The organism is Brevibacillus sp. HB1.1 (assembly GCF_013332445.1).
Lineage (GTDB): Bacteria > Bacillota > Bacilli > Brevibacillales > Brevibacillaceae > Brevibacillus > Brevibacillus porteri.
The window spans coordinates 153,579-172,278 of record NZ_JABMIV010000005.1; the positions used below are offsets into that span (position 1 = coordinate 153,579).

19 protein-coding genes are annotated in these 18,700 nt (G+C 51.9%); 16 read left to right on the forward strand and 3 right to left on the reverse strand.

Going from position 1 to position 18,700, the window contains the following annotated elements; genetic code table 11:
* Positions 1–15: 15 nt before the first annotated feature.
* The 14 genes from cobJ to HPY27_RS15545 are packed head-to-tail and all read left to right on the forward strand — an operon-like array spanning position 16 to position 14,540.
* The gene (gene cobJ / locus HPY27_RS15480) at positions 16–1,776 is read left to right on the forward strand and encodes a precorrin-3B C(17)-methyltransferase (RefSeq protein ID WP_174225381.1); all 1,761 of its coding nucleotides are present in this window, start codon (positions 16–18) and stop codon (positions 1,774–1,776) included.
* A 37-nt stretch (positions 1,777–1,813) separates the two neighbouring features.
* A complete protein-coding gene (locus HPY27_RS15485) occupies positions 1,814–2,767 on the forward strand; it encodes a sirohydrochlorin chelatase (protein ID WP_173623173.1) in 954 nt (317 codons plus the stop codon).
* Between the two features lie 12 nt (positions 2,768–2,779).
* Positions 2,780–3,553, forward strand: coding sequence for a precorrin-6A reductase (gene cobK, locus HPY27_RS15490; RefSeq protein WP_017247389.1), 774 nt, complete (start codon positions 2,780–2,782; stop codon positions 3,551–3,553).
* A gap of 2 nt (positions 3,554–3,555) precedes the next feature.
* The gene (locus HPY27_RS15495) at positions 3,556–4,206 is read left to right on the forward strand and encodes a precorrin-8X methylmutase (protein ID WP_017247388.1); all 651 of its coding nucleotides are present in this window, start codon (positions 3,556–3,558) and stop codon (positions 4,204–4,206) included.
* A 4-nt stretch (positions 4,207–4,210) separates the two neighbouring features.
* Complete coding sequence (locus HPY27_RS15500) at positions 4,211–5,347, forward strand: cobalt-precorrin-5B (C(1))-methyltransferase (protein ID WP_173623252.1); 1,137 nt, start codon at positions 4,211–4,213, stop codon at positions 5,345–5,347.
* Positions 5,310–6,539, forward strand: a complete 1,230-nt coding sequence (gene cbiE / locus HPY27_RS15505) for a precorrin-6y C5,15-methyltransferase (decarboxylating) subunit CbiE (protein WP_017247386.1) — start codon at positions 5,310–5,312, stop codon at positions 6,537–6,539. Before HPY27_RS15500 ends, cbiE begins: the two co-directional genes overlap by 38 nt.
* Positions 6,536–7,246, forward strand: a complete 711-nt coding sequence (cobI, locus tag HPY27_RS15510; RefSeq protein WP_017247385.1) for a precorrin-2 C(20)-methyltransferase — start codon at positions 6,536–6,538, stop codon at positions 7,244–7,246. Before cbiE ends, cobI begins: the two co-directional genes overlap by 4 nt.
* Positions 7,246–8,025 carry a precorrin-4 C(11)-methyltransferase gene (cobM, locus tag HPY27_RS15515; protein WP_069846293.1) on the forward strand — a complete coding sequence of 260 codons (780 nt, stop codon included), beginning with the start codon at positions 7,246–7,248 and terminating at the stop codon, positions 8,023–8,025. Before cobI ends, cobM begins: the two co-directional genes overlap by 1 nt.
* Entirely contained in the window at positions 8,025–9,170 is a 1,146-nt protein-coding gene (locus HPY27_RS15520; protein WP_174225382.1) for a cobalt-precorrin 5A hydrolase, read from the forward strand. Before cobM ends, HPY27_RS15520 begins: the two co-directional genes overlap by 1 nt.
* Positions 9,167–10,543 (forward strand): cobyrinic acid a,c-diamide synthase CobB, encoded by a 1,377-nt coding sequence (locus HPY27_RS15525; RefSeq protein ID WP_017247382.1) that lies wholly within the window; start codon positions 9,167–9,169, stop codon positions 10,541–10,543. Before HPY27_RS15520 ends, HPY27_RS15525 begins: the two co-directional genes overlap by 4 nt.
* A complete protein-coding gene (locus HPY27_RS15530; protein ID WP_017247381.1) occupies positions 10,536–12,053 on the forward strand; it encodes a cobyric acid synthase in 1,518 nt (505 codons plus the stop codon). Before HPY27_RS15525 ends, HPY27_RS15530 begins: the two co-directional genes overlap by 8 nt.
* Positions 12,053–13,093 (forward strand): nicotinate-nucleotide--dimethylbenzimidazole phosphoribosyltransferase, encoded by a 1,041-nt coding sequence (cobT, locus tag HPY27_RS15535; RefSeq protein WP_174225383.1) that lies wholly within the window; start codon positions 12,053–12,055, stop codon positions 13,091–13,093. Before HPY27_RS15530 ends, cobT begins: the two co-directional genes overlap by 1 nt.
* Entirely contained in the window at positions 13,090–13,875 is a 786-nt protein-coding gene (cobA, locus tag HPY27_RS15540; RefSeq protein WP_174225384.1) for a uroporphyrinogen-III C-methyltransferase, read from the forward strand. The genes cobT and cobA overlap by 4 nt, the downstream gene beginning before the upstream one ends.
* A gap of 23 nt (positions 13,876–13,898) precedes the next feature.
* A complete protein-coding gene (locus HPY27_RS15545; protein ID WP_174225385.1) occupies positions 13,899–14,540 on the forward strand; it encodes a precorrin-2 dehydrogenase/sirohydrochlorin ferrochelatase family protein in 642 nt (213 codons plus the stop codon).
* A 41-nt stretch (positions 14,541–14,581) separates the two neighbouring features.
* On the opposite strand, the gene HPY27_RS15550 is transcribed toward HPY27_RS15545, so the two are convergent.
* Positions 14,582–15,361, reverse strand: a complete 780-nt coding sequence (locus HPY27_RS15550) for a GNAT family N-acetyltransferase (RefSeq protein WP_017247377.1) — start codon at positions 15,359–15,361, stop codon at positions 14,582–14,584.
* A gap of 90 nt (positions 15,362–15,451) precedes the next feature.
* Here HPY27_RS15550 and HPY27_RS15555 point away from each other — a divergent pair, with 90 nt between their 5' ends.
* Together HPY27_RS15555 and HPY27_RS15560 are read left to right on the forward strand one after the other, a co-directional pair.
* On the forward strand, positions 15,452–16,147 hold the full coding sequence (locus HPY27_RS15555) for a hypothetical protein (RefSeq protein WP_017247376.1): 696 nt from the start codon (positions 15,452–15,454) through the stop codon (positions 16,145–16,147).
* Positions 16,131–16,691, forward strand: coding sequence for a peroxiredoxin family protein (locus tag HPY27_RS15560; RefSeq protein ID WP_017247375.1), 561 nt, complete (start codon positions 16,131–16,133; stop codon positions 16,689–16,691). Before HPY27_RS15555 ends, HPY27_RS15560 begins: the two co-directional genes overlap by 17 nt.
* A 48-nt stretch (positions 16,692–16,739) precedes the next feature.
* On the opposite strand, the gene HPY27_RS15565 is transcribed toward HPY27_RS15560, so the two are convergent.
* Positions 16,740–17,972, reverse strand: a complete 1,233-nt coding sequence (locus HPY27_RS15565) for a cation:proton antiporter (protein ID WP_017247374.1) — start codon at positions 17,970–17,972, stop codon at positions 16,740–16,742.
* A 2-nt stretch (positions 17,973–17,974) separates the two neighbouring features.
* On the reverse strand, positions 17,975–18,472 hold the full coding sequence (locus tag HPY27_RS15570) for a cation:proton antiporter regulatory subunit (protein WP_017247373.1): 498 nt from the start codon (positions 18,470–18,472) through the stop codon (positions 17,975–17,977).
* Between the last annotated feature and the right edge of the window lie 228 nt (positions 18,473–18,700).

Consider the following 18,700-nt stretch of genomic DNA (forward strand, 5'->3'; position numbering starts at 1 on the left):
AAGGGGAGGGGCCTTATGAGCGGCAAGTTGTTTGTGATCGGATTTGGTCCAGGAAGTTTTGAGCATATCACCAAGCGGGCGCGGGAAGCCCTGCAGGAGTCCGATATCATTATCGGCTATTCCACTTACGTAGATTTGATCCGCGGACTTTTGACGAATCAGCAAATCGTCAGCACAGGGATGACGGAAGAAGTGACGCGTGCACGGGAAGCCGTGCGTCAGGCGGAAGAGGAAGGCAAAAAGGTAGCGGTCATTTCCAGTGGAGACTCAGGTGTTTACGGGATGGCAGGTCTCGTATATGAGGTGTTGGTGGAAAAAGGCTGGACAGAAGCAACCGGTGTACCAATCGAAATCGTGCCGGGCATCTCGGCGATCAATTCCTGTGGGGCAATTCTCGGTGCGCCTATCATGCACGACGCATGCACGATCAGTCTGAGTGATCACTTGACGCCTTGGGAACTGATTGCCAAACGGATTGACGCAGCAGGGATGGCTGACTTTGTAATCGCGTTGTACAACCCGCGCAGCGGACGACGTACCCGCCAGATTGTGGAAGCGCAACGCATTCTTTTGCAGTACCGCTCACCAGATACGCCAGTCGGCATTGTAAAAAGTGCTTATCGCGACCGGGAAACGGTTGTCGTGACGACCCTGGCGCAAATGCTGGAGCATGATATCGGCATGTTGACCACCGTGATTATTGGAAATACATCGACGTTTGTATACGACGGCAAAATGATTACGCCGCGCGGCTACCAGCGCAAATACACGCTGTCTGCCGATGAGCAGCCACTGAAGCCGCATCAGCGTCTGCGTGTAGAAAATGAGCCGTGGTCGCTCGAGGCCTCCGAGGAGAGCAGCCTTGCGTCAGCTCCGGAAGCACCAGCGACACCGAAGGCAGAAAGACCAGTAGCCGTTACCGAGGACAGAGTAACTGCTACAGAACCAGCAAATTATGCTGCAACAAGCACGGCCGTACTGGAAGCGCTGCCTGCAACAGAGGTAGAGGCACCAAAAGCTCCTTTCGCATGGGCGATGGAGGCGTTGACTGCTATCAATGCGGCGAAAGGCATTGAAACCAAGTCCGCTTCCGGCCAAGTCCATCGTCCGGTATCTACCTTTACGCCAGAGATGATTTTCGAATGCGCGATAAGTCCGGGTGTTGCTAACAAAAAAATCACGCCGCTGCAAATGATGGCGATTGCCGAAGTGGCTGGAGAAAAAGGCGAGATCGAATACACCCCACACCACCAGATGATTTTGCGCGTGCCGACGGCCAATCCTGCCAGCATCACTAGCCGCTTGCGAGAGCTTGGACTGATTCTCAGCCCGATCGGAGACGTTTTGCAGGTAAAAGCTTGCGATTTCTGCGACGGTGAGAAAAAAGACAGCATTCCTTATGCCGACGAGCTGCACCAAAAGTTGGGCGGAAAAGAAATGCCGAAGGAACTGAAGATCGGCTTCAACGGCTGCGGGATGGCGTGCTACGGCGCGGTTCAAGAGGATATCGGGATCGTATTTCGCAAAGGAAAGTTCGATTTATTCCTGGGAGCAAAAACGGTGGGGCGCAATGCACACTCCGGTATTCCGGTAGCAGAAGGCATCGAAAAAGAAGAGATTGTTCCACTCGTGGAGCGAATCGTGAACCGATTCAAAAAAGAAGCATTTCCGAACGAGCGGTTCCACAAGTTTTTCCAACGTGTAGGTGAGCTGGAGGGCTACGCATGGTACGAGCCAGCAAAAGCTGAAATCGAGAATGCTGCCTGCGGAGATTAATGCAAGAACACTGAATAAAAAACGAGGGGGACATAAAATGGACGCAGTATTATTTGTAGGTCATGGAAGCAAGGACCCGGAAGGTAATGAAGAGATTCGCCAGTTTGTGGCGACACTAACGCCTGACTTGGATGTTCCGATTATCGAGACGTGCTTTCTGGAGTTTGCCCGTCCTGACATGCTGCAAGGATTGAATACATGCGTGGCACGGGGGGCAACCCGAGTGGCGGTGATTCCAATCATTCTGTTCTCTGCCGGACATGCAAAAATTCATATTCCAGCTGCCATCGACGAGGCAAAGGAGCTGCACCCACACGTTCAGTTCATCTACGGACGCCCGATCGGCATTCACGACGAAGTGATCAATATTTTGACCGCGCGTATGGAAGGGGCAGGCTTTGCCTCCGGGGAAGACCATGATGACCTGGCTGTACTCGTAATCGGACGCGGCAGCAGCGATGCAGATGCCAACAGCGATATTTACAAAATGTCCCGACTGTTCTGGGAGCGCTACAAAGCCAAGTGGGTAGAGACTGCCTTCATGGGCGTGACGTATCCGCTGTACGACGAGGGCGTTGAGCGGTGCCTGAGGCTGGGTGCGAAGCGCATTGTTCTCTTGCCGTACTTCTTGTTCACGGGTGTGTTGATCAAACGGATGAGCGATCAACTGGAGAAGTTCCGTGAGCAATATCCAGAAGCCCAGTTCGAAATGGCCGAGTATTTTGGCTTCCATCCGTTGTTGAAAGAAGTGCTCAAGGATCGTGTGGTGGAAGCGTTGCACGGGGAAGTGAAGCTGAACTGTGATACTTGTCAGTACAGGCTGGCAGCGATGGAACACATCGACCATCACCATCACCACCACGATGACGAGGATGGACATCATCACCACCATGGTCACCACCACCACCATCATCATCACGACCATGATCACGATCACGACCACGATCATGACCACAAGCATGATCACAAGCACGACCACGTTACCAAATAGGAGGGAGACAGCATGATTCTGGTACTGGCTGGAACGAGCGACGCGCGCGAGTTGGCTTTGCAAATCAAGGATAAGGGCTACGAGCTGTTGACGACGGTCGTCACTGACAATGCTGCGAAAAGCATGGAGGAGGCAGGCGTGCCTGTTCAGGTCGGACGCCTGACCGCCGAAGATATTCAGCAGCTGATTCAAGAGAGAGCCGTGCAATGCGTGGTCGACGCGAGTCATCCCTTCGCAGAGGAAGCCTCCAAAAACGCCATGGCAGGAGCACAGGGCGCGGGAGTCCCCTACATTCGCTACGAGCGTGAAAGCCTCTCCTCACCGGGCAGCGAGAAGCTGATTGTAGTAGAAGACTACGTACAAGCGGCTGAGTTGGCGGCAGAAAAGCGTGGCATCATCATGCTGACGACAGGAAGCAAGACGCTGAAAACGTTCACGGATCGTCTGTTGGGCCTACCGGATACTACGGTGGTCGCCCGAATGCTGCCGCGTCTTGACAATATGCAGAAATGCGAAGAGCTCGGTGTCGAGCAAAAAAACATCGTCGCGATGCAAGGTCCTTTTTCCAAGGAGCTGAACAAAGCGCTCTACGATCATTATGGTGTTACGCTGATGATCACCAAGGAGAGTGGCAAGGTAGGCGCTTTTGACGAAAAGGTGGAAGCGGCACTGGAAATGGGCATCGAAACAATCGTCATCGGTCGTCCGAAGATCGATTATGGAACGAAGTTTTCCGATTACGCAAGCGTGCTGGGCGAACTTAAACAAGCGACTGGAGGAAACTAACCATGGATTTCAAAACGGAATTTAAACCAATGACCGTACAACCGCAAGAGATTGAGGAATTGAGCTTTCAAATCATTACAGATGAGCTGGGTGAGCATTCTTTTACGGAAGAACAATATCCGGTAGTACAACGCGTCATCCACGCATCCGCAGACTTTGACCTTGGACGCAGCCTTGTTTTCCACCCGAACGCAGTAAAATCGGGAATCGAAGCAATCCGCAGCGGCAAAATCGTCGTAGCAGACGTACAAATGGTGCAAGTCGGCATCAGCAAAAACCGCATTGAAAAATTCGGCGGAGAAGTAAAGGTGTACATCTCTGACCGCGATGTGATGGAAGAGGCGAAGCGTCTGAATACGACCCGCGCGATCATTTCCATGCGCAAAGCGATCAAGGAAGCAGATGGCGGAATCTTTTGCATCGGAAACGCACCTACAGCACTCCTGGAGCTGATCCGTATGGTAAAGGAAGGCGAAGCAAAGCCAGGACTCGTCATCGGGATGCCAGTTGGCTTCGTATCTGCGGCAGAATCCAAGGAAGAGCTGGCGAAGCTCGATATCCCATTCATCACGAACATGGGACGTAAAGGCGGAAGCCCAGTAACCGTAGCAGCATTGAATGCCATTTCGATTATGGCGGAACGGTTGGGCTAAGCAGATGGCAGCCAAAGCAGCAACGGACGAAAAAGAGGCAAAACCCCTCCGCCACGGATATACGACTGGATCATGTGCAACGGCGACGACCAAGGCTGCTTTGATCGCGCTGATTACTCAGGAAGAGCAAAGCCAAGCGACGATTCGCCTACCAATCGGCGAGGACGTCACCTTTCAGATGGAGAGCTGTGAATTTTCATGGGAGAGGGCGACAGTAGGCACGATCAAGGATGGAGGAGACGACCCTGACGCGACACACGGTGCCCTTATCCTTTCTACCGTAGAATGGTCGGATGAGCCCGGCATTATTTTGGATGGCGGACTCGGTGTGGGACGGGTGACCAAGCCAGGTTTGCCCGTTCCGATTGGCGAGGCAGCGATCAATCCCGTCCCGCGCAAAATGATCAGGGAAACCGCGCAGGCTGTTCTGGATGAGTACGGGACGAAACGCGGGATCAAAATCGTCATCTCCGTGCCTGCGGGCGAGGAAATCGCCAAAAAAACATTGAATGGACGACTCGGCATACTCGGCGGCATCTCCATTTTGGGGACGCGTGGAATCGTGGTGCCGTTTTCCACTTCTGCCTACAAGGCAAGCGTGGCGCAAGCGGTCAACGTCGCCAAGGAAGCCGGCTGCGATCATATTGTGCTGTCGACGGGTGGAAAGAGTGAATCCTACGGGGTCGCTACTTATCCAGAGCTGTCGGAAGAAGCATTCGTGGAAATGGGCGATTTCGTCGGCTTTTCCCTCAAGCAGTGCAAAAACAAAAAGATGCGCAAAGTGACCTTGGTCGGGATGATGGGCAAGTTTTCCAAGGTAGCGCAGGGCGTCATGATGGTTCATTCCAAAAGCGCACCCGTCGATTTCGGCTTCCTCGCCCAAATGGCAGCAGATGCGGGAGCTTCGCAGGAGCGTATTGACGAAATTTTGGGAGCCAACACCGCTTCACAGGTAGGCGATATGATGGTGGACACGCCCGCCTTTTTCGAGATCATGTGCGAAAACTGCTGTCGTGCTGCACTAAAGGAAGTGGGCGGCGGCATCGAGGTTGAAACCATCATCATCACAATGAAAGGGTCCCTGTTGGGAAGGGTGACGATCAATGACACAGGCGATGAAAGTAATTGGAATCGGGGATGATGGACAGCAGAGCCTGCTGCCGTTGTACCGGACATGGATAGAAGAAAGTGAACTGTTGGTTGGAGGAGAGCGACACCTCAGCTTTTTCCCGGAGTATACAGGGGAAAAGCGTGTGCTGAAGGGCGGTCTGACTGCCATGGTGGAGGAGCTGCGCACAGAAACGCGCAAGACGGTCATTCTGGCGTCAGGTGACCCGCTCTTTTACGGCATCGGCAGCTTGCTTGCCAAAAAACTGAACGTGGAGATTTACCCGCACCTCAGCTCCATTCAGCTCGCTTTTGCCAAAATGGGTGAAGCATGGCAGGATGCGACACTTGCCAGTGTACACGGGCGTAGTATCAAAGGTCTGGCACAGCGGATCGACGGAAAGGAAAAGGTCGCGCTGTTGACGGATCGGGAGAACTCGCCAGCAGCGATTGCCAAGTACCTCCTTTCGTTTCAGATGACTGAGTACGATGCGTTTGTGGCGGAGAATCTGGGCAGTGCCGAAGAGCGGACGGGCTGGTATTCCCTTGAGGAAATGGCGGACGGTGTCTTCTCTGATCTGAATGTCGTGATTTTGAAAAAACGCCGTCCAAGCCCAGTATGGCCGTTCGGAATCGCAGACGAGGAGTTCTCTCAGCGCAAGCCGGACAAGGGACTCATTACGAAAAAAGAAGTGCGTATATTAAGCATTGCCCAGCTGCAATTGCATGCCAAAAGCATCGTCTGGGACATCGGCACCTGCACAGGCTCTGTCGCCATTGAAGCGGCACGAATTGCGCGTGAGGGTGAAGTGTACGGCGTAGAGAAGAACGCGGACGATCTGGAAAACTGCCGCCAGAACATGGCGAAGTTTCGCACGGATTTGACAGTGGTCAATGCACGCGCCCCACATGGCCTCGATCAATTCCCAGACCCGGACGCTGTATTCATCGGAGGTAGCGGTGGAGAATTGCGTGAGCTGTTGAATATCTGCTGCACACGACTGCGCCCGAATGGCCGGATTGTGGTGAACGCAGCGACCATTGAGACATTGTACGAAGCGACACAAGCATTCGCGCAGGAAGGATTCGAGACATCGGTGACACTGGCGCAGCTATCGCGCAGCAAGCCGATTTTGTCCCTGACACGCTTTGAAGCATTGAATCCGATCTACATCATTACGGCTTGGGCCAAGCAGGCAGAAGAACAAGGAGGAGACATCAAGTGACTAAGATCGGAACATTGTACGGACTGGGCGTAGGTCCCGGCGACCCTGAATTGATTACCGTCAAGGCATTTCGTCTATTACAGCAATCGCCAGTGATTGCGTACCCGAAAAAACGGATGGGCAGCAAAAGCTACGCGCATCAAATCGCGGAGCTGTATGTGCAGTCCCCAGACAAGGAAATGCTCGGACTCGTATTCCCGATGACGCGGGACAAAGAAATTTTGGAGCGCGAGTGGAACAACACGGTGGAGATCGTCTGGGAGCGTTTGTCTGAAGGCAAGGACGTCGCTTTTGTAACGGAAGGCGATCCGATGTTTTACAGCACGTTTATCCACATGATGCGCGTCATGCATGAGGAGCATCCGGAAGTGCCAGTCGTGTCGGTGCCAGGTGTGTCTTCGTTTTTGGGAGCAGCTTCCCGCTTCAATCTGCCACTGGCGGATGGCGACGAGCAGATCGGAATCATCCCGGCAACAGAAGACAAGGAAGCCATGCGCAAAGCGCTTGAGAACCACGATACCGTCGTGTTCCTGAAGGTAGCAAAAGTACTGCCAATGATCATTGGCTTGCTGAAAGAAATGGGGCTGGCTGAAAAGGCAGCGGTAGCAACCAAGGTTACTTCCTCCGAGGAAATGGTTTGGACCGATATGCGTGAACTGGAGCGGGCAGAGCTTAGCTATCTTACACTGATGGTGGTGAAAAAGTAATGAAACTGTACATAGTAGGAGCGGGTCCCGGCGACCCTGATTTGATTACGGTAAAAGGCTTGAAGCTGCTGCAAAAGGCAGACGTCATTATGTATACAGACTCTCTCGTGAATGAGGAATTGGTAGCAATGGGCAACCCCGAAGCAGAAGTACTGCAAAGCTCGGGTATGGCATTGGAAGAAATGGTAGAGCAGTTGGTAGACCGGATTAGCAGTGGAAAAACAGTCGTACGCTTGCATACGGGCGATCCATCGATTTATGGCGCCATCATGGAACAAATCGCACTGTTAAAGGAAAAAGGCATCGAGGTAGAAATCGTACCGGGTGTGAGTTCCGTATTTGCGGCAGCGGCAGCAGTAGGAGCCGAGTTGACGATTCCTGATCTGACACAGACGATCATCCTCACCCGCGCGGAAGGTCGCACACCAGTGCCTGAAAGAGAAAAACTGCGTGCACTCGCTGAGCATCATTGCACGTTGGCTCTATACCTTAGCGCGACTTTGACGAAAAAAGTAGTCCGCGAGCTGGTCGAAGCTGGCTGGAGCGAGGACACACCTGTCGCAGTCGTACAACGTGCGAGCTGGCCGGATCAATTGATCGTTCGCACGACGTTGAAAAACTTGGACGAAGACATGGGGAAAAACGGCATTCGCAAACACGCAATGATTTTGGCTGGCTGGGCATTGGACCCGAACATCCACGACAAGAGCGAGCAGTACCGTTCCAAGCTGTACGACAAAACCTTTACGCACGGGTTCAGAAAAGGTGTGAAGGAATAATGAAGATCATCGAACTGATCGAGGGAGAAATCCCTCCTATCGAGCAGCGCGGAGACTATGCCATTGTCGCGATCACAAAGCACGGAGTAGAGATGGCGCGTGATTTGGCGCAAAAATTTCCTGGAACAGATCTGTACTACATGAGCAAGTTCGAGCGGGGAGACGAGGAAGCGCGCGGCATCCAGCTTTTTTCAAACAGCGTGCGGATGCTGTTTCCAGCTCTCTGGCCTGCGTATAAAGGTTTAATTATCATTATTTCTCTGGGTGCGGTTATTCGGATGATCGCACCTTTGCTTGAAGATAAAAAGAAAGATCCGGGTGTCGTCGTCGTCGATGACCGTGGGGAGAATGTCATCAGTGTGCTGTCCGGTCATTTGGGCGGTGCCAATGAGCTGGCTCGTGAGGTAGCGGCAGTCATGGGTGCTCGTCCGATTATCACGACAGCATCTGACGTACAAAAGACGATTCCGGTCGATCTATTCGGTAGACGTTTCGGCTGGGAGTGGGATTCCGCTGAAAAGCTGACCCCTGTCAGTGCTTCTGTCGTAAATGAGGAGCGCGTAGCTGTCATCAATGAATCCGGTGAACGCGACTGGTGGATGCATGACACACCGATGCCACCATCCATCAAGGAATACGCGACAATCGCTGAGGCAAAAGCCGATCAGCCGCAAGCTGCTCTAGTCGTTTCTCATCGCTTGCTCACACTGGAGGAACAATCGATTTTGGACAACGGTGTCCTTTATCGTCCGAAGGTCATCGTGCTCGGGATGGGCTGCAACCGTGGAACCTCTGCAGAGGAGATCGAGGCAGTCATCAAGGAAACGCTGGATGAACTGCAATTTTCAATCAAAAGTGTAAAAGCATTGGCGACCATCGAGCTGAAAAAGGATGAAGCGGGTCTGATCGCCGTTTGCGAAAAATACGGCTGGCCATTCGTCTGGTATTCGCCTGAAGAGTTGAATCAGGTAGAAATCAGCGATCCGTCTGATACCGTCTTCAAATTCACCGGAGCGTACGGAGTGAGCGAGCCCGCCGTGAAGCTGTATACTGGCGCAGACGAACTCGTTTTGACCAAGAAGAAGTCGGGCAACACCACCATTTCGGTCGGATTGATGCCCTATCATGAGGAGGAGCGCGCATGACGGACAGCCGCCGTATTGTGATTGCCGGAACAGGCAGCGGAGCGGGTAAGACAACCGTTACCATCGGACTGATGGCTGCTCTGAAAAGAAAAGGGCATACCGTACAGGGCTTCAAGTGCGGACCTGACTACATCGATCCCACGTATCATACGGCTGTAACGGGGAGAGCTTCGCGCAATCTGGACAGCTTTATGTTGGAGCACGAGATCGTGAAAGAGATTTTTGTCCGTGGCAGCGAGGGTGCAGACATCTCGATTATCGAGGGCGTTATGGGCATGTACGATGGCAAGGAAGCGACCAGCGATAAAGGCAGCACGGCCGAAATCAGCATCCTGACTGGCACCCCGGTTCTGTTGGTGGTCAATTGTCAGAGCATGGCTCGCAGTGCGGCTGCGATTGTCAAAGGCTTTCAACTGCTCAATCCACAGGCGAGAATCGTCGGTGTCATCGCGAACAAGGTCGGCAGTGAAGGCCATCACAAAATCGTGAAGGCAGCGATCGAGCAGGAGTGCGGGATTCCGGTCGTGGGCTACCTGAAACGGGAGAACGAGCTGGAAATACCGGAACGTCATCTCGGATTGGTGCCATCTGTTGAGCGTGGAGAGCTGACACCGCTGTTTGAAAAGCTGGCTGATCTGATTGCGGAGACAGTCGATTTGGAGCAAATCTGGGAGCTGGCAAAGGCAGAGCCGCTGCAAGCAGAACCTACGTTGTTTGCTCCGCGAAAAGCATCTGCCGATGTCACCATTGCTGTTGCGAAGGACCCTGCTTTTCATTTTTACTATCCGGAAAATTTGGAGCTGCTCGAAGCATATGGCGCGAAGCTCGCGTTCTTTTCTCCGCTGGCCGGAGAGGGAGTGCCTGAGGACGCGGATGGCTTGTACATTGGGGGAGGCTTCCCGGAGGAATTTGCAGCAGAGCTATCGCAAAATGAAGCGGTGAAACTATCGATCCGATCTGCGATCACAAAAGGCTTGCCTACCTTGGCTGAGTGCGGCGGCTACATGTTTTTGACAGAGGCAATCGTGACGACCGAGGGCGACAGTTATCCGATGGTGGGGCTCATCCCAGGCAAGGTGACCATGCAAAAAAAGCTCGCAGCGCTTGGCTATCGGGAAGTGCGCGGCATGGAAGGCAATTTCTTGCTCGGCACCGAAGAACAGGCAAAAGGGCATGAATTCCATTACTCGACGTATGCTTCGGATCAACAATTACCAACAGCATACGAAACAAAAGGACTTCGCGGTACGAAGCCGGAGGGCTATGCCCAGGGGAATCTGGTCGCAGGCTATACTCACTTGCATTTTGGCTCCAATCCCGAACTGGTTGAGCGTTGGTTGAACCGTTGCGCGGAGGTGGCCGCTCGTGCCTAAAACCCTCCCGTTGATGGTGCAAGGTACTAGCTCGGATGCAGGAAAAAGTGCGATTGCTACAGCGCTGTGCCGGATTTTTGCCCAAGATGGCTACAAGACAGCTCCGTTCAAATCGCAAAATATGGCGTTGAATTCCTACGTGACGTTGGATGGAAAAGAAATCGGCCGGGCACAGGGCGTTCAGGCAGAAGCAGCAGGAATTCTGGCGACGACCGACATGAACCCCATTTTGATCAAGCCGACACGAGATTCCGAATCGCAAATTGTCGTCAACGGCGAGCCATATGGCAACATGAAAGCTTTTGCCTATCGCACGGAATTTTATCACGAGGGCTTGCGGATCATTGAGGAAGCGTATCAACGACTCGCCAGCTCCTATGAGCGGGTCGTCATTGAAGGGGCTGGCAGTCCGGCAGAGGTTAATCTGAATGACCGCGAGCTCGTCAATATGCGGGTCGCTCGTCTCACGAACGCGCCCGTCATTTTGGTGGCAGACATCGAGCGTGGGGGTGTGTTTGCTAGCTTGGTCGGTACCCTCCAGCTGCTCGAACCCGAAGATCGGGACCGCGTGATCGGAGTCATCATCAATCGTTTTCGCGGTGATTTGACACTTTTGCAGCCGGGGCTGGACTGGTTCGAGGAATACACAGGCAAGCCTGTCCTTGGAGTCGTGCCATTTATTCCAGACTTGTGGATCGATGCGGAGGATTCGCTGATTTTGCACCGTTATCAAGGTCAGCGTGAGACACCGCGAGAGATTGACATTGCTGTTTTGCGTTACCCGCGAATTTCCAACTTTACAGACGTGGACCCGTTTTTTGTAGAGCCGGATTGCCGGATGCGCTTTGTGACACGTTTGGAAGAGTTGGGTGAGCCCGACCTGATTGTCTTGCCGGGCAGCAAGAATACACTTGAGGATTTGCAATTTCTGCGAGAGACAGGTCTTGCCGCGGCGGTCAAAGACCTTCATCATAAAGGGAAGACGTATATCGTCGGTTTGTGCGGCGGCTATCAAATGCTGGGAGATTCTATTCACGATCCTGCTGGGGTCGAGTCTCCGTTGCAGCAGCTTGATGGGCTGGGTCTCATCCCGATGATCACGACGATGGAGCAGAAGAAAACGACAGTTTTGTCCCGCGGTGAAGCAGTATTTGCGAAGGAAAAACTGACGGTGGAAGGCTACGAGATTCACATGGGGCAATCTGCTTATTCGAGCAATGAGTTTCCTTTTATCCAGATGGAGGGGCGTACGGAGGGCTATTGTCAGGAGGAGCGTCAGATGATCGGCACGTATTTTCATGGGCTGTTTCACAATGACCACTTCCGCACTCTGTTGCTGAATACCATCCGTGAGAAAAAAGGTCTCCCACCCATCACGGAGCGCCCATCCTTTGTCGCTCTGAGAGAGCAGGGATACGATCTGTTGGCGGATACCGTTCGTCGCCATGTGAAGTTGGATACGATCGAAGAGTACATGAAGGCTTTTCAAGAAAAAGAGGTGCAGGTGTAATGTCAGTCATTTATCCGGCGATTGAGCCACGAAATCAGGAAGCAAGTGAGCAAACGAGACAGCATGTGGATCAGTTGACCAAGCCGCTTGGCAGCCTTGGTCGCTTGGAGCAATTGGCTATTGAGCTGGCTGGGATGACAGGTGAGACGATGCCTGTTGTGACACCGCCGGGCGTGCTTGTTTTTGCGGCCGATCACGGTGTGGCACGGGAAGGTGTCTCTGCCTATCCGCAGGAAGTGACAGCGCAAATGGTGCTGAATATGGTTCATGGCGGAGCTGGAGTCAACGTCTTCGCCAGACAAATCGGAGCCATCCAAAAAATCGTAGATGTCGGTGTATCGGTCGAGGTCGAAGCACCGGGTGTTTACAACAAACGAATCAGAGCAGGCTCGGGCAATATGCTGAAAGAAGCAGCGATGACAGCAGACGAAGCGCAGCGCTCCATCGCAGTTGGCCTTGAAATGGCAGAAGCGATTATCGGGGAAGGCGCCAAAGTCCTGATCGTCGGTGAAGTGGGGATTGGCAACACGACAGCTAGCAGTGCGATTCTGTCAGCCTTAACCGGAGCTGATCCTGAGCAAATCGTCGGACGAGGAACAGGACTGGATGACGCAGGCTGGCAGCGTAAAAAGGCAGTTGTTCGTGATGTGCTTGCGCTGCATCGCCCGGATGCAACCAATCCATTGGACGTTTTGGCAAAAGTCGGCGGACTGGAAATCGGAGCAATGGCAGGGGCGATCATGGGAGCAGCTTCTCGCCGTGTCCCTGTGCTGCTGGACGGCTTTATCGCTACCGTAGCGGCTTTGCTGGCTGTTCGCATGGAGCCACTCGTTGCTGATTACTTGATCGCGGGTCACCGTTCTGAAGAGCCGGGGCATGACTTTGTCCTACAAGCATTAGGCAAGGAGCCATTACTCAGCCTGAATTTGCGACTGGGCGAAGGAAGCGGAGCAATATTGGCGTTTCCAATCGTGGAAGCAGCGACACGGATGGTTCGTGAGATGGCGACATTTTCATCAGCAGGAGTAAGTGACCGATGAGCGGCGCGGGCAAAGTCTATCTCGTAGGAGCTGGCCCTGGTGATCCAAAGCTGATTACTGTAAAAGGAATGGAATGCCTACAAAAGGCAGAGGTGGTTGTGTATGATCGTCTCGCAAATCCAGCTCTGCTGGAGTACGCGCCACAGACGGCAGAACGCATCTACTGCGGCAAGCTGCCGGATCATCACACGATGAGACAGGAATCCATTAACGAGCTGTTAGCGGAAAAGGCGCTGGAAGGAAAAGTTGTCGTTCGGTTAAAAGGTGGCGATCCTTGCGTGTTTGGTCGTGCGGGAGAAGAAGCGCAGCATTTGGCTGAGCGAGGAATTGCCTTTGAAATCGTCCCGGGAGTAACAGCTGGAATTGCAGCCTCGGCGTACGCGGGTATTCCCGTGACACACCGCGATCACGGCTCGTCATTCGCTGTCGTGACGGGACATTTGCGAGAAGACAAGCCGGAGTTGGCTGTAGAGAAATGGCGTGCTCTCGCGAATGGCATCGACACCGTTGCCTTTTACATGGGGGTAGCCAATCTGCCGTTGATCCGCACCCAGTTAATCAAGCACGGACGCGATCCGCATACGCCAGTAGCTGTCATCTCTTGGGGAACACTCCCGCAGCAAGCGGTGGTCACGGGTACCTTGGCTGATATTGAGGAACGTTTGGCCCAAAACAGTCACATCACGAATCCAGCTATCATTTTGGTCGGTGATGTCGTGAAGATGCGTGAGAAAATCAACTGGTTTGAAGCTACGCTTGGAATGGAGCGAGTGCAACAATAGGAAGCCGAGGGGTGGGAACGCTGGTGACGAACTATGCCATGATGGTCAATCTACAAAACAAGCGTTGCTTGGTGGTCGGTGGCGGGCAGGTAGCCGAGCGGAAAATCGGCAGTCTGCTTGCTGCTGGTGCGGATGTCACCGTTGTGAGTCCCTCCTGTACGGCAACCATCCTTGAATGGGCACACGCTAAGAAGCTGATGGTAGCACTGCGACCCTTTACCCCACAGGACGTAGAGGAGGCAGTGCTCATTATCGCGGCGACGAGTGATCCCGCCGTCAATCTGGCTGTATACGAAGCGTGCCGTCCGCAGCAGTGGATCAATATCGTTGATCGCCCAGACCTCTGTTCTTTTACCGTTCCATCCGTCGTTGCACGTGGAGACTTGCAGATTGCTATCTCTACGGGTGGGAACAACCCGGGTCTGGCGAAGAAAATGCGCCGCCAGCTCGAAGAGTGGGTGGGACCAGAATACGAGGACTACACGCTTTTTCTCGGCAGCATGAGAAGACAAGTACTCTCGCTGGCGGTGAGCGAAGCGGACAAACGGGCAATCTTGGCAGAGCTTTTGGACGACCGATTTTTACAATGGACCAAAAACGGCGAAACCGACCGAAGGGATCGGGAGGCAGAAGCGCTGCTAAACAAAAGACTAGATCAACGCTGAAAATAGGATGGCTCTCACTAAGCTACTTGGTGGGAGCTTTTTTAGTTCTTTAGCCAGATCATTTCCAAATGCCTCACGACCTCTTGAAAGCCGAGCTTGCTGTACATTTCTTGCGGCGTATCATCTGCATAGGTCGTCAAGTACATATGGGTGGCGCCGAGTTTTTTGGCGTCCTGCATCATGACCCGAATGATTTCCGTGCCGAATCCTCTACGCTGCCAGTCATCCAGTATAAAAAATTCCTCCATTCGAACAAGCTCCTTGTAAAGATGCCATTCACATGCACCGACTGGCTCTTGATCGACAAAGCATACATACGGTATGATCTCGCCGCTTTCATAAATCTCTCTTTTCCGGTTCGCTTTTCGGACAGCAAAATCAGGATTGATCGTGACGGAATCACTAGCAGTAAGACAGCGAATGCCTGCTTCCATGACTTCGAGTGAATCCCCACGTAAAACGGAGCATTGTGGATTCGGCGCCAGTTTATCGGCAACATCCAACGGTGCAAGCATGTACAGCATCGTATTTACTTCAAACCCAAGCTGAGTGGCAAAAGACACGAACTCTTCTGAAAAAGGTAGCGACGGGTGCAGTTCCAGCTTCAAGTGGCCGAGCTGCTGGTCTTTGGCATGTCGTAGCTCTTGCTCAATGTAAGCTCGTAACCAGTCTTGCGTGGGGATCGACATAATTTCTGTATAATTATGGCTATACATGTCTGGAACCGATTCATCGCAATATACGCGCACTTGTGGATGCTCCGTTCGCGTAGAAAAAGCAAGGGCATAGCGCTCCTGCAAAGTAAAAATATTCGTGAGCATTCCTTTATTCCCCATTTCCTGATATGGTGATAATTGTTTAGATACTTGTCTTCCTTAATGTAAGACATTTTCTTGAAGGAGGAAACGAAAATGTCCGATGCTTTTCAAATGGGTCCCTTTTTGTTGAAAATGAGCATGCTGGCGGTCATTGTTTCGCTTTCGCTCGGCTTTGTGGCCATTTCCGCTCAGCTTACACATAACCGAAAAATGAAATCAGCCATTATTGAGCTGTTGAGTAATGCGCTGGTGCTGGCATTTCTCGTTTGGAAGTTCAGCTACGTCCTGTTTCATTTTTCAAAAGTGGTGGAAAATCCCTCGTCCATTCTTTATTTTTCAGGGGGAGAAAACGGAGCCATGCTGGCAGTCGTGGCAGTTGTCATCTACCTCACCAAGACGGTACGCAAAAAAGCGATTCCTGTTCATTTCGTCGCCTTGGGGATGGCGACAGGTTTTCTTACTGCAACTGGTGTTTACCAGCTGCTCACGGTCGTGTTAGAACAGAGCAGCATGTGGTATCACGTACAACAGGTCGCGATATGCGCCTTCTTTCTTTGGTGGCTGCATCGGGCAAAGGAAGGACTCATTCATCTTGTGGCTTGGCTTGCACCCGTGATGTGGTTTGCCATTAGCCAAGTCTATGTGCACTTTTTTGTTCCGAATCGAGAATCTATGTTTGCAGGACTTTCCGGCTATCAGCTCATGTACTATGCATTCGCTCTCTTGCTGCTCTTTTTGTCCAGACGAGTGAAGCCGTTAGGGGGAACGACCGATGAAGAAATATCATAATGCATGGGCGATCGTCGTACTCTTGGGGCTTTTGGGATGGGGCATTTTTGATGCGGAATTCTTGAACAGGCAAGAGCCCATCGCTTCATCTGGCGAGCAAGGCAACGGGCAGATTGGGATTGAAAAAGGAAATACCGCTCCGGATTTTGAACTGCAGCAGATAGGTGGCGGTACGGTCAAGCTGTCCGATTTACGGGGGAAAAAAGTCATTCTCAATCTGTGGGCGACGTGGTGTCCTCCTTGCCGTGCAGAAATGCCGGACATGCAGCGTTACTACGAAGAGAATAAGGAAAAAGGCGTAGTTATTCTCGGAGTCAATTTGACTGATACGGAGACGAGCCCGGAAGCGGTGGCGGATTTTGTGAAGCTGTATGGCATTACCTTCCCGATCTTACTCGATCCCGAGAAAGAAGTGGCGAATGTGTACAAAGCCATTTCGATTCCGACCAGCTACATCATTGATTCGAACGGCGTGGTCCAGAATAAATACATCGGCCCGATGAGTGAAGAAATAATGGAGAACATGTTGTCTGCGATCAAATAGAAAAACCGACAGCAGGCATATCTGCTGTCGGTAGTCATGTCTCTCCTATTATCCAGCGTCTGCTTTGTTATCTGGTTCTTTGAGTGGTGCCTTTCGATCCAGACGAAACACAGCATTGAGCAACTTGTAAATGTGCTTGGATTCCTTGGTCAACAATGGACCTAAAATGGCGAGAATCAAAACGTAAAGAGCCGCAAATGGTTGCAAAATTTCCATGAGTGCGCCCGCTTTTCCGAGATTAGCCATGATAATGGAGAACTCACCGCGAGAGACGATGGTTAGTCCAATATTGGTAGAAGCCTTGGGAGACAATCCGGCACTGCGTCCAGCCAAAAGTCCGGCTACGACGTTACCGAAAAGGGTGATGGCGACTGCCGCAATGGACAACCATACGGCTCCACCCAGCTCCAATGGATCAATTGTCAAACCGAAGCTGAAGAAGAACATGGCTCCGAAGAAGTCACGAAACGGCAGGATGAGATGCTCGATGCGCTTCATGTGTTGTGTTTCTGCCAAGACGAGACCTACGAGTAAAGCTCCGATGGCTTCGGCAACATGGATCGTTTCGGAAAAACCCGCAATCAGAAACAGAGCGGCAAACACCGTAATCATAAACACTTCGTTTGATTTGATGTTCAATGCCCGATTCAGGAAAGGTACGAGTTTGCGGCCTACGATAATGAGGAGGAGCATGTAGCCGAGTGCAATCAATGCGGATGAGAGTACGCCAGCAAGAGAGGTTGCACCGCTTAGCACCAAGCCGGACACGATCGAGATATAGACGGCCAAGAATATGTCTTCGAACATGATGATCCCCAAGATCATCTCTGTTTCGCGATTTGCTGTACGTTTGAGATCCACCAGTACTTTTGCCACAATGGCGCTGGAGGAAATAGTGGTAATACCGGCGATAATCAATACCTCTTTGAGAGGGAAGCCAGCGGCCCAACCAAATACGAGGCCGAGGGTAAAGTTAATCACGATGTAGATCGTACCGCCTACGGCAATGGATCGACCAGCCTTGATCAGACGGCCTACCGAAAATTCCAGTCCGAGGTAAAACAACAGGAAGAGTACGCCAAGTCTGCCCATAAATTCGATGAGCGGGGCGCTTTCAATAAAGCGGAGATCAAACAAGCCGATGTCGGGAGCGTGTGGACCCACGATCATCCCGACGAGAATGTAGAAGGGTACGATGGAGAATTTTAACTTCATGGAGAGGAACCCCGCAATTGCTATGAGTGCGAGGGCAAGACCGACTTCAAAAACGATGTGCTCCAATATCACTCACCTCCGTTGCTGAGAATAGTCTTGAGAGCCTTCACCTGCTTCCGTTCACCTGCAACGACCAACGTAGATCCTGTACTAAGGACATACTCGGGGCCGGGATTAATCGTTTGTTTATGGTCTTTTTCGATAACAGCGATGATGGTAGCGCCTGTTTCTTGACGAATGTTGAGTTCCCCAATCGTCTTGCCAATGGCAGGAGCGTTCGATTCAATTTTGTACCATTCGATCATGAGTTTGTCTAACGCAACCTCGACTGTTTCCAGTGCAGATGGTTTGTACGTCAAGCCGCCTACGATGGCAGAAATTTGTCTCGCCTCATCATCGTCAAGGGTAACCATGGAGATTGTTTCGTCCATATCATCACGGTCAAAGTGATACATTTCCCGACGGCCGTCATCGTGAATGACGATAACCAGCTTGTCGCCACTTCTGGTTTCGACCTGGTACTTCCTACCGATTCCTGGTAAATCGGATTCTCTAATAGAGAACATATAAGATCCTCCTTTGCGCAAAACACTGTATTGGCATAGATAGCTGCTCTTTTTTTCAGTGAGCAACAAGTCGTCAATAATTATTTGGAATTATATCCATTCCGGTGATATTTTAGTAATAATCCCCCCTGTTATGCGGATTATTGTCGACATTCATACCTACATCCACTATTATACACGAAATGACGTCATTTTTCTTCAAAATGAAACAATTTCATTAAAAAATGA

Coding starts and splice junctions, on each gene's coding strand:
- cobJ (WP_174225381.1), top strand. CDS start 16: ATGAGCGGCAAGTTGTTTGTGATCGGATTTGGTCCAGGAAGTTTTGAG.
- HPY27_RS15485 (WP_173623173.1), top strand. CDS start 1,814: ATGGACGCAGTATTATTTGTAGGTCATGGAAGCAAGGACCCGGAAGGT.
- cobK (WP_017247389.1), top strand. CDS start 2,780: ATGATTCTGGTACTGGCTGGAACGAGCGACGCGCGCGAGTTGGCTTTG.
- HPY27_RS15495 (WP_017247388.1), top strand. CDS start 3,556: ATGGATTTCAAAACGGAATTTAAACCAATGACCGTACAACCGCAAGAG.
- HPY27_RS15500 (WP_173623252.1), top strand. CDS start 4,211: ATGGCAGCCAAAGCAGCAACGGACGAAAAAGAGGCAAAACCCCTCCGC.
- cbiE (WP_017247386.1), top strand. CDS start 5,310: ATGACACAGGCGATGAAAGTAATTGGAATCGGGGATGATGGACAGCAG.
- cobM (WP_069846293.1), top strand. CDS start 7,246: ATGAAACTGTACATAGTAGGAGCGGGTCCCGGCGACCCTGATTTGATT.
- HPY27_RS15520 (WP_174225382.1), top strand. CDS start 8,025: ATGAAGATCATCGAACTGATCGAGGGAGAAATCCCTCCTATCGAGCAG.
- HPY27_RS15525 (WP_017247382.1), top strand. CDS start 9,167: ATGACGGACAGCCGCCGTATTGTGATTGCCGGAACAGGCAGCGGAGCG.
- cobT (WP_174225383.1), top strand. CDS start 12,053: ATGTCAGTCATTTATCCGGCGATTGAGCCACGAAATCAGGAAGCAAGT.
- cobA (WP_174225384.1), top strand. CDS start 13,090: ATGAGCGGCGCGGGCAAAGTCTATCTCGTAGGAGCTGGCCCTGGTGAT.
- HPY27_RS15550 (WP_017247377.1), bottom strand. CDS start 15,361: ATGCTCACGAATATTTTTACTTTGCAGGAGCGCTATGCCCTTGCTTTT.
- HPY27_RS15555 (WP_017247376.1), top strand. CDS start 15,452: ATGTCCGATGCTTTTCAAATGGGTCCCTTTTTGTTGAAAATGAGCATG.
- HPY27_RS15560 (WP_017247375.1), top strand. CDS start 16,131: ATGAAGAAATATCATAATGCATGGGCGATCGTCGTACTCTTGGGGCTT.
- HPY27_RS15570 (WP_017247373.1), bottom strand. CDS start 18,472: ATGTTCTCTATTAGAGAATCCGATTTACCAGGAATCGGTAGGAAGTAC.